Below are 14,612 nucleotides of genomic sequence, written 5' to 3'. Positions count from 1 at the left end.
AAGTCACTCAACAAGATATTCGCAATTGGTTTGCTCATTGTTGCTACTGTACCTCATGAGTCCGGGAACCGCTATAATAGTTTTCTTAGCTCTCTAGTTGGTTCGCCAAGGGTCTTTTCATAAAAATAGAGACTTCTCCATAGAATTCACCTGCTAAACCTTCTAAAGTATGACTAATATCTTCCCAATCACCACACTTACTGGTCCACTGGCCTGTTGTTAATTGACGAGCCATGTGAGTTGGCTCCCCGTCTTCATCAACATAGATTGCGACCTTTTCAAGATTGGGTTCTAAATCGCTGTTGGAGCAAATTTCGTATCCTAATTGCTCAAACGCCTTAATAAAAGATTGTAAAGATTTAATTCGGGGTTCTAAAGGCCAATAATATGGCTTTTGATCTATCGGCCACCAAGGACGATCTGTAACCCCTGCAGCCCAAGCAATGCAGTTGTATGCTGGAGTAGGCTGGCTCGTGATTTCATATCCGGTTTTTCTCAGATTAGGCCAGGTCAATTCGAGCTTGATAGAACTCATCGAGACGTTATTGAATATATCCTTGACTTCTACCCCAATTCAACCAAGCCTCAACCGCTTGCTCAAAATTATCATCTGCAGTCACTGGATCGACTTTGGTGATCGCGCTCAGAGCAGAGAACCAGTGGCTGGGTTCTTTCTGGAGTTCTTCAAGGATCCAGGGCAACACTTTGTCTCCCATCCCGATGATCTCTTGATAAGCAGGATGTTTGATTTTTTTGGTAATTGAAGAGAGCATTTCTGTGGCTTCTTTCCACTCTAATTTCAGCCTTTCAAATGTTTCTCGATCAGAAACTTGAGCCGGTTGCTTAACCTTAAAACCAGTCGATACGGTCACCACTGGCCAAGATGTAGATGATTTTTGAGTGACTTGAGTTAAACTTGGCGGAGTTACTGGGCCACCAACATAATCTTGTACCAGTTGACTTAATTGGGATATTGCCATCTCCAGCACTTCAGGAGGTAAAGTATTTAGCAAAAAGAACAAATTTAAAAAAACTAAGTTTTTTTGGTACACCTCCTCGGTTTTAAAATTGATAGTCATTGAGGTATAATATTGCTCTTTTTGTGGTCTATTTTCTACCTCAAAATGCCGTTTAACCGCCAGACGGGTTGGAACTCGTCCATAGTCAGGAAGCGTTGTGGTCAATCGGTTGGGGAGCCATTGCGTCATGAAGTTTTTTCGTGATACTCCAACGGAATATTCTTCCTGATAGTGCATTGTATTGGTCGAGACGTTTCCAGACATCATTTCCCTTCTGTATATTATTCGGTAGAGTAAAGAATTCCGTTTCTATTAAGTAGCCTTCCTCTTCAATATTTTTTTCTTCATTCTCCAGGTGGACTAAGCCATGCTTTAATACAATTTCTCCTTGGTCTTGCATTCGTAATTTTATAATATTTATGAAGTCAATAATTGATCCCTTAAATTCTTGAATTTGTAATTCATTAGCCAGGTGGGGTTGGATTAATTCCGTCCATTCTTCGTTAATATTTAATTCAGACTGAATAATTAAATCTACATATTTTAATCTGGCTTGAGAATAAAAATTTGGGCTATAAATTTCCTCAAATATACCTATCAAATTTTTCAACCTATTTTTGAAATTTTCATATCTGCTGTATTTTCTAGTAGCTAACCCTATAAAATCTTTATGTAAAAAAACTCTCCAAGTTAAGTCTTCAGATGTGAATTGATAAATCAAGTCACTCGTAAGCGGATTACTAAACCTTATTAACAAGTTTTGAAGTTCCGGAGATAAATCAAGATTTTGAACAATTTCATAAATTGGATATTGGGAGCGAATCCTGTCTTGAAATTCAGCAGGCTCTTGAGTACCTATTTTTAAGATAGTGGGAAAACTTAATTGGCAGCTCACTTCTGCCAGAGGATTCAATTGATAAATGACTCTAGGTGATTCTGGTATATTCATAGAAAGGTATAAAGTTTTTTAATTTTTAAAAAGAATACAAATTGGGAAACAATGTCCCTAGCTTACACCAAAACAAGTCTTCTAGCGGCTCTATTTTAACAGAATTTAACATTAGAGGTGAATAACACTAGATGCGCTCAAGTTTGAGGGGATAAACACTAGATATAGCGTAGGCATTTGGATACTGGGACCCTACTCCCTAATTTAATGGACCCTCGGCTTTCGTTAGAAATGATTTCCACTGGCAGCAGATCGCTTTGAGATTCCCTGCTAACGCAGAAAATACTCATCCGTGGGGTCCCTCTCAGGAAGATGCGATCGCCTTTTCCGTTCGGTCAGTTATTGATTGCAATGGGAAACGGGAAAACCACTTGCACCGGATCTCAAGTTTACGCCCTGCTGGAAGCCAAGGACGCTCAATCGCTTACAATACGACTGAGGTGAATGATTTGTTCAGAGTGGGAGTGCCAGAACCTTTCTCAATTTGAAACCAGCCTCAAACCAGCAAACGGCGATCGGGCGCTTGATACGGAATCCGGTTGTGATAGACTCCCGCAAGCTGAACCCTGGGGCTACACGGACAAAGCCCGGGCACGCGGGCTCAAGAGAAAACCGATTTTTACCAACCGGATTTGGTATGAGATAGTGCAGGAGGGGAATCTGTTTTCACCCAACCCTCTGCGACAATCCTGGGAACGTCGCTCAGATATAGATTGAATGGGAAGGGAGATAATGTCAGAATATTTTAATGTTAATGGAGTTCAAGGAAGATGACTTTTTATAAAAAGTCGATTACGATTGATGAATCAAGACAGGTAATTTTGTCTGATTTGCCCTTTTCAGCTAGACAAAAACTCCAGGTAATTATTGTTGTCGATGAGTCAGAGGGTAGTTTGGATGAAAATGCCACAATCGAGGCGGTGATGCAACAATATCGTCAGCAAGGTAAGTTGCGCCCCTGTGGGCTATGTGCCAGGGAATTTATTGTGCCTGATGATTTTAATAAGCCTTTACCCGATGAAGTTATTGATTTATTTTATCCCCAATGAAATTACTGCTAGACACTCATCTATTCCTCTGGTTTATCAATTAGGATCATCCCTTGAGCCAGAAGTTTAGGGAGCCTATTGAAAATTCTGAGTAGGAAATTTTTGTGAGTGTCGTTTAGTTGATGCTTGGCAATAATATTGGGAACATCAGACACAGAGAATGTCTGGAACAACCCATTATCTATTCAATCAACCGAAAAAAAGCGGGCAGCGAGAATCGAACTCGCATCAATAGCTTGGAAGGCTATGGTTTTACCACTAAACTATGCCCGCAGTTGGCAGCGTTAGCTACATGATCCAATATAGCATGACTTTCTCAGATTGCAACATATTTTTTTAATAAAGGCTGAGATTTCCTCGGGGAGAGGGTTTCGGGTGTGGCGATCGGGTGGATAGCTTCAGAAAACCCTGACTCGATGCGGTGAGGTTGCTCCACAGTGGAGTGAGGAGCGTGTCACTATAGAGGGGTAAGCATTCAGGATTATTCCAGGATCATGGATACGGATCCTCTTTATACGCGCTTTCCTAAAGTTGAGATCCCTCGACGGGGGGCTGCTTTTGTGATTGATTATTGGATTGTGTGGTTGTTGAGTTCCCTGGGGGCCGATCGCACGGTGGAGGGGATGTCATGGGGTCAATCTTTCTGGTTCCTCCTCCTGTGGGTGCTCCTGCGGGTGTTCCTTCCCGGGCGCAATCACGGCCAAAGTGTGGGACGCTGGGCGCTCGATATTACCCTGGTTGGGTTGCGATTTGGGCGCACCCCGTTATTGCTGGATTTATTTAAGCGGGAGGCAGTCGCCGGTGTCGGTGCCGTGTTAGTGGCGATCGGGTTGAGTCACCTGAACCCCGGGCATGGTATGGGGATGCTCTTACTCGTTCCCTTGGCGATCGACTGTAGCGCGGTTTCCTCGGACCCCTTTCGCCGCCAAGCGTTTCACGATCGCATTGCCAATACGATGATTATCGGGACCCTGCGGGGATTTTCCCTCGATATCAAATTAAAACGGGCCTATCGCAAACTCCGACGAGCCTACCAAGAATTTAAGCAAAATCGCAGCAGTCGCTCGTTTGAGGACACTCGCCAATATCGAGGCGATCGCGATGAAGTTCAAGACACTCGCCCATATCGAGGCGATCGCGATAACTTTGATGACTTTCAGGATTAGATTTAGCCGGACTGGGGAGAGCAAATCCCCGTGGGTTAACGATTGTTAACCGGGATTGGGATTGATAAGAAAACTTAATTTAGGGAAAATCGCCGAAATAGACAATTCTATGAGATAATCATAAATCGTGTCTAAATCTGTCCTTATTGGGAGCGGGGAGACCTAATGGCTAAAGGTGTCCGAATCATTATTACCTTGGAATGTACCGAGTGCCGGACTAATCCGGACAAGCGCTCTGCTGGAGTGTCTCGGTACACCACTCAGAAAAACCGTCGAAATACTACCGCACGCTTAGAACTTAAAAAATTCTGCCGGTACTGTAACAAACCGACGGTCCATAAAGAAATCAAATAGATGAGGCGTTGATCCTCAAGGCAACAACTGGGGCTTTGAGGTGGCGTCTCAAAATTTGTTAAGAGTCCCTGACTTGTCCATTCAAAAAACTGTACAGAGATTGAACTGCTATGGCATACTACCGTCGGCGTGTTTCGCCAATTAAACCGGATGAACCCATCGACTACAAAAATGTAGAACTGCTGCAAAAATTCATCACCGAGCGCGGAAAGATTCTGCCTCGGCGGATTACAGGCTTAACCGCCAAGCAGCAGCGGGAACTCACTCAAGCAATTAAGCGCGCCAGAATTGTCGCCTTGTTGCCATTTGTGAACCAAGAAGGATAAAAATAGTGGCACTGAAGGCTTTTAGATTTTAGGTGCGATCTGATATCTAAAGTCTAAAACCTAAACGCTGGGGTATCGATCGTGGAAAAGGGAACGCTGCTCGAATATCGGCTGAACGGGGACCGACGTCTAGCCGTAGCCGACCGTCCGGATGGCAAAAAGAACTGGGTTGTGGTGGATGAACATGGTCAAGCCAATAGCATTCCACCCAGACAAATCGCCTACGAAATCGGTGGAGGTTCCTATAAACCCTCCGATATCCCGAACTTCCGCAAGGAAGTAGAGAAATATCTCGACCCGGATAGTTTAGAGGTGGCGTGGGAAATCCTGGTTGAGGAAAACCGGGGGGTTGACCCCGGGGAAATGGCGATGTTGCTCTTTTCAGAAAATGAGCCGCCTAATCGCTATGCCTCTTACTTATTGCTGTCTGAGGATAAACTCTATTTCAAGCAAAAAGGGGACCGTTATGAGCCGCGATCGGCCACGCAGGTTGCGGAACTCAAACACCAACAGGAAGTAGAAACCCAACGACAGCAAGAGTGGGGCAATTTTGTAGCACGGGTGCAGCAACGACTCGCCGGGAATCTGGTGGAGTGGGAGAATAGCGATCGCATCCGCATCGAAGCCCTAGAAAAATATGCAGCCTTGGCAGAAGAAGCGCGAGAACGCAATCAAGCCAAGGAAACTCTCTCATCTCTAGGCCGGACCGACACGCCCCAAGCTGCCTTTAAGCTTTTGGTAGAGTTAAAGGTATGGTCTGAACACGAAAATCTGTTTTTACGGCGAACTCAGATCCCAACTCATTTTTCTACCAAGGTACTGGAAGTGGCCCAACGGTGTTTGAATTTTCCGCCTCCTGATCTGGATGCGAACAACCGCCTAGATTTGACCCATCTCAAGGTCTATACCATCGATGATGAAAGCACCCTAGAAATCGATGACGGGGTGAGTTTGGAATACCTGGAAGATGGCCGTCAACGGCTATGGATTCATATTGCGGACCCGACACGCTTGCTGTCTCCGGGAGATGAATTGGATTTAGAGGCCCGTCGGCGCAGCACTACGGTTTATCTGCCGACGGGGATGGTGCCCATGTTTCCTCATGAACTGGCAACGGGTCCCATGAGTTTGGTGCAGTCGCAACTCTGCGCGGCCCTGAGTTTTGCGGTGATTTTAGAGGAGAGTGGCGCGGTAGCGGAATATAGCATCCATGTCTCGACGATTAAGCCGACTTATCGGTTGACTTACGATGATGTGGATGAGATGTTGCAATTGGGGTTGCAAGCGGAACCGGAAATTAGCGCGATCGCCGCTTGGTCCAAACGTCGCCATGCTTGGCGGGTCTCCCAAGGGGCCATTACTATTTCCATGCCGGATTCCTCCATCAAGGTAGATGAAAATGAGGAAATCACCGTTCAACTCCTGGAAGATTGTCCGTCTCGGCAATTGGTGGCGGAAATGATGATTTTGGCCGGGGAATTGGGTGCACGCTACGCCCAAACCCACAATATTCCGGTCCCATTTCGCGGTCAACCTCAGCCGGAATTGCCTCCAGAAGAGGAATTGCTGAGTTTACCTCCGGGTCCGGTGCGATCGAGTGCGATTCGGCGTTGTATGCCAAAAAGCGAGATGGCAACGACTCCCTCCCGTCATGCCAGTTTAGGGTTGGATGCTTATATCCAAGTCACCTCTCCAATTCGTCGCTATAGCGATTTATTGGCCCATTTCCAGATTAAAGCGCACCTGCGGGGGGACCCGCTGCCTTTGGCGGTGTTAGAGGTGCAGGAAATTGTCCAGAGTATCGGGATGGCAGTGCGCGAGGCATCGTTGGTAGAACGCCAAACCAATCGTTATTGGATTTTGGAATATCTGCGTCGTCACTCCGGAGAAGTTTGGCAGGCGGTGGTGTTGCGCTGGTTGCGTGAGGATGAAAATCTCGGGTTGATTCTGTTGGAAGATATTGGCATCGAGTTGGCATGGCGTTTCCCTCGGGCGGTTTCCCTGGGCGATCGGCTGGATCTGCAAGTTGCTTATGCAGACCCCCGTGAGGATCAGATCCATTTCCAAGAGATGGTCTATCAAACGGCGCAATTGTAACAACTTTCTCTCTGAATCCATATCCAATGGGTTCAGGGTGTTTTAGGTGATTGTTGCTGATTGTTAACTGATGATTTAAGCAATACTAGAGTTAAATGAGGTGAGGATGAACCCTTCTAATTTTCAATCCGCCTATCCGTTGCCTCCGACAAAGGAGGAAGTTAAATTAGCGCAGGAAAGTAGCCGACTTTTGGCAGGTTACACCGATGCAGAGAAACCGCAAATTATCATTCAGACTGATGAAATGAATAGTCAGGCGATCGCAATTCCTAAGTCTGCTTTTCTGATGTTAGTTGAAATTTTAGAACAGATGGCTCAGGGGAAAGCCGTTAGCCTAGTTTCCTTACCCGCAGAACTCACGACTCAAGAAGCTGCCAATATTTTAGAGGTGTCCCATCCTTATTTGGTGGAATTACTCGAATCGGGAGAAATACCCTCCCAAATAGTGGAAACAAAGCAACAGGTGCGTTACGAAGATGTGTTGCACTACAAAAGCAAGATTGATGAGAAACGGCGGCAAACTTTGGATGAGTAAGCGTTAAATATTGGCTATGAGTAAATGGCCTCAAATTCTTGGAGTGTCAAGTTTTACGGCAGTTTATAATGCCAATGTCCTTATATCCAGCACCCCAATGAAAATCTGAGTCTGCCGATTCAGTCATGGCTGGATTGTAGCAAAACTCATATCCAAAATCATCCAGCCTCCCGTGCCATTATTCATGACATGGCTTCAACTATGCTATGAATAATGGGAATTTTAATTATTCTAACCTTAAAATATTTTGAGAATAATCTGCGACTAGCCGTTTAATCTGGAGCCATTTCACCCCTAACAGAATGTCTGGAATTTCATCTCCCCCCAACGCTCTAATTATTAATTCCTCTCTATCAAAAAGAATGATACCTTGATAAATTCTAAAAGTTATAATTCCTCCTGCCGTTTGCATTCGCTTTTGACTCCGGGTTTGCACCCAACCCAAATCCAGAGCCATTTCATTATTGAGTAATAACCAATCGGTGAATCCTGTATCTAACAGTGCTGGCACGGAGATTAACGCTTCATCTGCCGTAATTAATCCAATTTCAAAAATCAACTCCCCCTTGCGGTTGAATCTCCCATCAATCATGCTCGTCCACAAGCTCCGGTCTCATTAATGCAGAGAATCAGGCAGTCTGCCTCGGGATGTTTTTCCCGAGCTTTTCTCTCTGCCTCTATCTCATCAGCATCAATGAAATAGTCCTCACTTTCTGGCTCAATGACCATAAACCAATTGTAATAATCCTCACTCAAAACGGGTTTCAATTTTTCAAAGATGGCTTGGCATTTGGCCTCAAATTTGGCCCTCGATTCTGCAAGTTTAGATTGGTCGTCTATGTTGAGAGGATGTTTGCGCAATAGCCGATTGGGACTGGTATTATTCCCTTCTGAGCGGGGGTTGATCATGGGTTGGGTTCAGCAGAATGATGAAATAATTATAGCCAGTCTTACGTGCCGTTTGACACTGGACCCTCACCCCTCTCCCTTTGGCCTGCCAACGGGAGAGGGGAAGGGGGTGAGGGTCACATTCCTGCAAGAACCGCTATATAACAATTACTGATGACAAGGCACAGGTGATGGGTAACCACTTAAGAAGATGGGACAAAAGTCAAGTCTGGAAAAGCCGAGAGGTCTAGATCTGGAGAACCCTTGGTGTTGCAGAAAGTTTGGTCAACCAGATTGGCACTCTGGCTAAAAGTTTTCTGGTCCTGATAGTGGGGGTTGTGACAGTTTATGAATTTGGCTCTAGGCGATCGCCTAATTGAGAAAAGATGGCGCATAATCTTGATAAGCGCTATGAGGGCCTACCCATGTCTGCTGACTTTGAGCTACCGATCGAACTTGAAGTAAAACTCCGACTCCGTGAACCCGGTCTCTTGGCAAAGCTCGATGCTTTAGTGAGTTTGGGTTTGGTCTCTGATGCACAGGTAAAAGTTTTGTGCCGAACCTATCTGAGCGAACCGTTACCGGAACCCCAGGTGATTGCATCACCGATCGCTCAGAAGGTGGAGGAGGATGAGCGGGAGCCTAAGCCTCTACTCCCTCCAGTATTATCTCCTGTATCCCCGACTAACGCCACGACTCCGGCTCAATTGCCTCCGGTATTATCTCCTGTTGCCGCGACGAAAACCCCAACTCCGCGTCAACCTCAATGGATTCAGTCTCTGATGGCGGAACTGAGTGTCCGCTGGTTACTGTTCCTTGGAGTATTTATGGTGGTGCTCTCCTCTGGGGTCCTGGCAGCAACCCAATGGGAGCGATTTCCCCCCGCCGGTCAGTATTTGGTCTTATTTGCCTATACGATGATTTTTTGGGGGGTGAGTGTTTGGGCGCAACGGCAGTCTCAATTACGGCTGACGGCTCAAACCTTGCAATGGGTGAGTCTGTTGCTGCTGCCGGTGAATTTCTGGACGATGGATGGGTTTGGTTTGTGGGAGTCGCCCTTGGGATGGGTGACGATCGCCGTTGCTACACCCGTCCTCAGTTTCATCGCTTGGCAGGTGCTTCCCCGGGTATTGGGCACTGCGCGCCCATCGCGACGGACTCTGTTTCACCTGGCAGTTTACCCCGTCCTCTGTTATCTCCATTGGGGATGGTCATTCCCGGGATTGCCGACGATCGCCGTTTATCTAGGAACCATCGCCACCGCTTTAGCAACCGTGTATCCCGGGACGAAAAAATCAGGGGTTAACTCCGAATCCCCCTCACCCTCTACTCTTCAGCCTTTTAATTCTTTTAAAATTCTCCTGTTTTCTTATGCCTTAGCCATTCTCTTTGGACGGGCAATTTTTGGAGTCGGGGTGCCGATCGCTCAGTTAGGATTGGCGATCGCCATTGGGGGTTGGATCATCTTGGAATCCGATCTCACAAAAGACTCTACCCCCGTTAGAGAACCTCTATCCCCGGTATCCCCTCAACCCGGAGTGGTAATTCTCCCCACTCCAGTAAGTGCGAATCCCCCTCAACTCTTCGGTTATCTGGGGGGATGGTTGATGTTTGCCGGTTGGTTGGTGTCTGTGGGACAGCAACCCTGGCAGGCGATCGCCATTAGTGGTCTAGCCTTATGGTGGCTGGGTCGTCGTCTCCCCCGATTTTTCCACTTGTTTGATACGATTGCTATTTTTACAATCACCTTACAAGGCTATTGGTTAATTCGCGATATTATTCCCCCGGCAGTTCGCACCAGCGCGATCGCCACGGGGACTCAACTAGCTCAGGCACAACAGAGTCCCTGGGCATTGCTGGGCTTAACCTTCTTTCCCTATCTACTCTTTGTTGTCTGGCTAACCGACTGGTTGTATCGTCGCACACCGGCTCAATTAGAGCAAGGAGCCAAAGTTTCAGCCCAAGCCGGGGATATTTGGGCATTGGGATTTGGGGTACTTCTCACGCTGTTGAGTGTGCCTGCCTCTTCCATGCGATCGCTGAATTTATTAGCTTCTACCCTCACTCTGGCCGTGGTAACCGATCGCCGTTTAAACTGGCGAACTCATGGCCCAACTTCGTCTCGCGCCATCCGTCCGGGAGAGTTTGGGCCGTTTGATTTTTTAGTTTATTTAAGTCATGTGAGTGGATTGCTGGCACTCTTTTCCTGTGTCCATTGGGGATTTCCCCGTTTACCTATCTTCGTTTGGGGGTTCCTTTTATTAGCCCTCGCCCTGGCAGAATGGGCAGTTTCTCTCACCTTAGAATTAAGGCCGGATTTGGCTTTGAATCTGCGGATTTCGGCTTGGCTTGAAAGTTGTTGGCCCGTTGGGTTAGGACTGGCTAGTTTAAGTTATGTATTCTGGGTGGGAAATTATGATGGGTTATCCACCATTGATGCCGCACACTGGGGAATTCTCTGGTTTGCGACTCCCTTGGCATTGACAGCGATCGCCCATTTTTCCCCCGATCGCCGCAGGGTTGCAACGGGATTGAGTATCACTACGTTAATTTTGGCTCAGGTATTAGTGTTGTTGACCCCAGCAACGTTGTTATTGGGATTGGGAATCGGCACCTTGTTGATGGTGGTGAATACCAGGCTATTGAGATATACCGCTGTGGCGGCGATCGCCATTGGGTTTGCATTATCTTTTGTGGTTCACTTATTAAACATGGGGGTATTTGGATTACTGCCCATTTCCCCAGAGGGGTGGTTTGTTGTGAGTGCGATCGCTGTCGTCACCTTGTGCATCAGTTATGCCGTGACGAGACAACGGTCCAGTTCCCTGGCTCAAATTTATACGAAAGCCTATCAAGGATGGGGGATTGGTCTGGGGGGTCTCACATTAGCGGTGATTTCTACTCATGCCTCTAATCTGTATTTCGGGGCATTTATGGAATCCTCAGTGCCGATTTTAATCGCGACCATTTTGATAGCTGGAACCCTCACTTATCGGATGTGGTTATCTCCGGCGGCTTGGACATTTTATGCCTTGGGTTGGAGTGTTGAATTAATCGCCGCTGAAACGTTGATATTTTTCGGGCGATCGCTGATCAGTTTGGCGATCGCCAACCTCATCCTCGGACTGGTTGCTGCCTTAGCCGGTGAGTGGTGGATTCGTCGCACTGGCAGACCCCTTCGCACCAGTTGGAAAGTGATTCCGTTAATTTATGGGGTATTGGGACAGGCATTACGCTGGGGAACTTTGACCAGTTGGAGTGGATTTACCACCTTGGCATTAGTAGTAATTGCCTTGACCATTGGACGGCGCAGCCGGGAAGCGAAACCCCTGGTTTATTTAGCCTTAATTGGCATTTCTGTTTCCGCTTATGAGTTTCTCTATTATCAAATTTCTGGGTTACCCGATCCTGCTAAATTCATTGCCATTGCTACTTTGGGTGCGGCGATTGTTTATAACTATCGATGGCTGGAACCTTGGTTAACGGATTACCTGAATTTGACCAAACAGGAAGTCGAATTTTTTGCCCACACTCATTGGGGTTTGAGTAGTTTTATCTGGTTGAGTGCCGTGGTGGTGTTCTCCCAAAGTGCGACGGCTGCCAGTTCCCTGGGGTCAATCGACCTGATTTGCGTGGGAACGGGGGTGTTTTTAACCAATTATGCCCTGCTTCAGGGCCGGTTTCCAGAATTCAAGGAGGGTGAACCCGATCCTCGCGATCGCCCCGAAGCGCTTCAAACCGCTGAAACTTGGGTGTATATCAGTATGGCTGAATCCGCAGCAGTGGGCTTTTATGTGTTTGGATATCTTCCCAGCAATTTACAGGGAATGTTCATTATCTGGGGAGGTGCGATCGCCTGTGTTGCGGCTTACTTCTTAGATGTTTTCCCCTGGGACCGTTGGGGATGGCCCCTGAGACCCTGGCGGTTGATGGCGAGACTCCTCCCCGGATTCGCGATTATCACCACGGGAATGAGGTTTTTGGGGGACAGCACTCAAGAATGGTCTGTTTCTGCACTCATCGTTGCTGCTTTTTATGTATTCCTGAGCTATTTCCATAATCAAATTCGGTTGACTTATTGGAGTGCTATCCTACTCAATTGGGTGATTCTGCGGGGCCTTTTGGATGCAATGGTCACTGAGCCGATCGCTTATATTATTCCTATGGCTGCCGCTATCTTATACTTTGCCCAGGTTGAACCCAGCCTCCAACCCCGCGATCGCAAAGGAATCCGTCACGGGATCAGGGTATTGGCGATCGCCAGTATTAGCTTGATCTCCTTAATGACCAATCACTGGCTCATTTCAGGCATCATCAATTTCTTGATTGCTGTGGCTGGGTTAAGCTTGAGAATCCGTGCTTTTCTTTATGTGGGAACTGTCACCTTGTTACTCAATGCCACCTATCAGCTAATCATTCTCAACGCCCTCTATCCATTTTTGCGCTGGGTAATTGGATTATTCGTGGGAATTGGTTGTATTTGGATTGCCGCAACGGTGGAAACTCGTCGAGAACAACTGGTTACCCTCCTCCAAAATTGGCGGGTAGAGTTAGAGTCTTGGGATTAATACCCAATCCGGTGTTCTTCGCTAAACCCGCACCCTCAAGGGTGGGTCTATACGGACAAAGCCCGCCTGTGCGGGCTAATACCGACTCATTTTCAGCCCTGATTGATCTCCCGATTTTAATGATTGTTGATTGTTGCTAACCTCATGATTAAATCCATTGATGGCGCTCACCCGCCTTTAGAATTTATTCCCCCCAATTTTAATCCGGTGATGTTGCAGGTGGCGAAATTCGTAATGCCTTTATGGAGAAAATTTCGGACTCCGATTACGCAGATTCAAACGGAAAATGTCGAGCAGTTGCTGGAACTGTATCAGCAGTTCCAAGGGGAAAAAGTCCGCTTTATGATGGCTTTTCGCCATCCGAGTACATACGACCCATTTCCCATTGCTCACTTAATTTGGCAGGAAGTTCCGCAAGTGGCGCGGTCCAAAAATATTGCCCTCGCTTCTCCGATGCATTTTCATTTTATGTACGATCGCGGCATTCCATTATGGGCGGGAAAATGGTTAGAATATCTCTTACCCAAACTAGGAGGCACTCCCATTGTCCGAGGAAAAATAGACCGCCAGGGGTTGCGATCGGCGCGGGAACTATTTGCTAAAGGGCAATTTCCTCTGGCTGCTTCTCCGGAAGGGGGGACGAACGGACATAATGAAATTATTAGTCCGTTGGAACCGGGGATTGCTCAGTTAGCATTCTGGTGTATGGAGGATGTACAAAAAGAAAATCGAGGCGATCGCGTGGCAATTTTACCGATTGGGATTCGCTACAAATATGAAAAAGAAGAATGGGATGCAGTGGCAGCCTTACTGACTCAAATGGAGTTAGATTGTGGCTTATCTTCCCTCCCCATTCCTGGAGAACCTGCGGGTAATATTTCTCCCCCCTCTCTCTCCTCACTTTACCCGCGTTTAATTCGATTGGGACAACATTTATTATCGTTAATGGAAGATTTTTATCGCCGCTTTTACCATCGCACCTTACCCGATACCGCAGGAGATCCCCAGGATTTAACCACTCGCCTTCCTGCCTTGCTGGATATGGCATTACAGGTAGCTGAGGAGTATTTTAAACTGCCGTCTAAGGGAACGGTCATTGACCGCTGTAGACGGTTAGAACAAGCGGGATGGGATCGGATTTATCGAGAAGATATAGAGAATATTGAGGCGTTGTCTCCTTTGGAACGCGGACTCGCCGATCGCGTGGCGGAAGAAGCCAATTTGCGAATGTGGCACATGAGATTGGTGGAATGTTTCGTGGCAGTCACGGGACAGTATGTGCGAGAAAAACCCACCTTTGAGCGGTTTGCAGAAACGACCCTCTTGGTGTGGGATACCATTGCGCGGATTAAAGGAGAACGTCCCTCTTCTCGTCCGGAATTAGGCAAACAGTCGGTCCAGCTAACAATCGGTGAACCGATTTGGGTGAGCGATCGCTGGGATGCCTACAAAACCAGTCGGCGATCGGCGATCGCGGACTTAACCCAAGATTTGCGATCGGCTTTAGAACAAACCATTGCCGGTTGAGTAAAAACCCGACACTCTGCATCGAGTGTCGGGTTTTTGCAGACCTAATTATACCAAATTTGGTCGCCAAAAGTCAATCTTCTGTTGCAGCCTGGGACGGCAGGCTTTGTCCGTATAGACCCACCCTTGAGGGT

General features: G+C 47.1%; 14 protein-coding genes and 1 tRNA gene. 9 read left to right on the top strand and 6 right to left on the bottom strand.

What is annotated here, in order from left to right; all coding sequences use genetic code 11:
- Nucleotides 1-85 precede the first annotated feature (85 nt).
- Genes NG792_RS24025 through NG792_RS24015 form a run of 3 tightly spaced genes read right to left on the bottom strand, consistent with a single transcriptional unit; the run spans nucleotide 86 to nucleotide 1,968 of the window.
- Entirely contained in the window at nucleotides 86-535 is a 450-nt protein-coding gene (locus NG792_RS24025) for a DUF7689 domain-containing protein (protein WP_261237062.1), read from the bottom strand.
- Nucleotides 536-542: 7 nt separating this feature from the next.
- Nucleotides 543-1,208, bottom strand: a complete 666-nt coding sequence (locus NG792_RS24020) for a hypothetical protein (RefSeq protein ID WP_261237061.1) — start codon at nucleotides 1,206-1,208, stop codon at nucleotides 543-545.
- Nucleotides 1,165-1,968, bottom strand: coding sequence for a TIGR04255 family protein (locus NG792_RS24015; protein ID WP_261237060.1), 804 nt, complete (start codon nucleotides 1,966-1,968; stop codon nucleotides 1,165-1,167). The genes NG792_RS24020 and NG792_RS24015 overlap by 44 nt, the downstream gene beginning before the upstream one ends.
- 444 nt (nucleotides 1,969-2,412) lie before the next feature.
- Between NG792_RS24015 and NG792_RS24010 the strand changes: the two genes are divergently transcribed.
- Together NG792_RS24010 and NG792_RS24005 are read left to right on the top strand one after the other, a co-directional pair.
- Nucleotides 2,413-2,685, top strand: coding sequence for a hypothetical protein (locus tag NG792_RS24010; protein WP_261237059.1), 273 nt, complete (start codon nucleotides 2,413-2,415; stop codon nucleotides 2,683-2,685).
- A gap of 53 nt (nucleotides 2,686-2,738) precedes the next feature.
- A complete protein-coding gene (locus NG792_RS24005; protein ID WP_261237058.1) occupies nucleotides 2,739-3,017 on the top strand; it encodes a hypothetical protein in 279 nt (92 codons plus the stop codon).
- Nucleotides 3,018-3,219: 202 nt separating this feature from the next.
- On the opposite strand, the gene NG792_RS24000 is transcribed toward NG792_RS24005, so the two are convergent.
- Nucleotides 3,220-3,290, bottom strand: a tRNA-Gly gene (locus tag NG792_RS24000).
- A 221-nt stretch (nucleotides 3,291-3,511) separates the two neighbouring features.
- Between NG792_RS24000 and NG792_RS23995 the strand changes: the two genes are divergently transcribed.
- The 5 genes from NG792_RS23995 to NG792_RS23975 all read left to right on the top strand — a co-directional run bounded on the left by NG792_RS23995 (nucleotide 3,512) and on the right by NG792_RS23975 (nucleotide 7,495).
- Entirely contained in the window at nucleotides 3,512-4,183 is a 672-nt protein-coding gene (locus tag NG792_RS23995) for an RDD family protein (protein WP_261237057.1), read from the top strand.
- Between the two features lie 165 nt (nucleotides 4,184-4,348).
- A complete protein-coding gene (gene rpmG, locus NG792_RS23990) occupies nucleotides 4,349-4,537 on the top strand; it encodes a 50S ribosomal protein L33 (protein ID WP_015147530.1) in 189 nt (62 codons plus the stop codon).
- Nucleotides 4,538-4,647: 110 nt separating this feature from the next.
- A complete protein-coding gene (gene rpsR / locus NG792_RS23985; RefSeq protein ID WP_015147529.1) occupies nucleotides 4,648-4,863 on the top strand; it encodes a 30S ribosomal protein S18 in 216 nt (71 codons plus the stop codon).
- Between the two features lie 81 nt (nucleotides 4,864-4,944).
- Nucleotides 4,945-6,960: a ribonuclease catalytic domain-containing protein gene (locus tag NG792_RS23980; RefSeq protein ID WP_261237056.1), complete on the top strand. Its 2,016-nt coding sequence runs from the start codon at nucleotides 4,945-4,947 to the stop codon at nucleotides 6,958-6,960.
- Nucleotides 6,961-7,066: 106 nt separating this feature from the next.
- Nucleotides 7,067-7,495 carry an excisionase family DNA-binding protein gene (locus NG792_RS23975; RefSeq protein ID WP_261237055.1) on the top strand — a complete coding sequence of 143 codons (429 nt, stop codon included), beginning with the start codon at nucleotides 7,067-7,069 and terminating at the stop codon, nucleotides 7,493-7,495.
- A 226-nt stretch (nucleotides 7,496-7,721) separates the two neighbouring features.
- Here the strand turns inward: NG792_RS23975 and NG792_RS23970 are convergent, their stop codons facing one another.
- A complete protein-coding gene (locus tag NG792_RS23970; protein ID WP_261237054.1) occupies nucleotides 7,722-8,099 on the bottom strand; it encodes an aspartyl protease in 378 nt (125 codons plus the stop codon).
- Nucleotides 8,084-8,404 carry a hypothetical protein gene (locus tag NG792_RS23965; protein ID WP_261198519.1) on the bottom strand — a complete coding sequence of 107 codons (321 nt, stop codon included), beginning with the start codon at nucleotides 8,402-8,404 and terminating at the stop codon, nucleotides 8,084-8,086. The genes NG792_RS23970 and NG792_RS23965 overlap by 16 nt, the downstream gene beginning before the upstream one ends.
- Nucleotides 8,405-8,769: 365 nt before the next feature.
- On the opposite strand from NG792_RS23965, the gene NG792_RS23960 reads away from it, so the two are divergent.
- Entirely contained in the window at nucleotides 8,770-12,951 is a 4,182-nt protein-coding gene (locus tag NG792_RS23960; protein WP_261237053.1) for a DUF2157 domain-containing protein, read from the top strand.
- Nucleotides 12,952-13,095: 144 nt separating this feature from the next.
- Nucleotides 13,096-14,478, top strand: a complete 1,383-nt coding sequence (locus NG792_RS23955) for a lysophospholipid acyltransferase family protein (protein ID WP_261237052.1) — start codon at nucleotides 13,096-13,098, stop codon at nucleotides 14,476-14,478.
- Nucleotides 14,479-14,612: the final 134 nt, after the last annotated feature.

It is taken from the genome of Laspinema olomoucense D3b, assembly GCF_025370785.1.
In the GTDB taxonomy this organism is placed as follows: Bacteria; Cyanobacteriota; Cyanobacteriia; order Cyanobacteriales; family Laspinemataceae; genus Laspinema; species Laspinema olomoucense.
The sequence above is the reverse complement of the archived record's forward strand: the minus strand, read 5'-3'. Positions and strand labels throughout refer to the sequence as shown.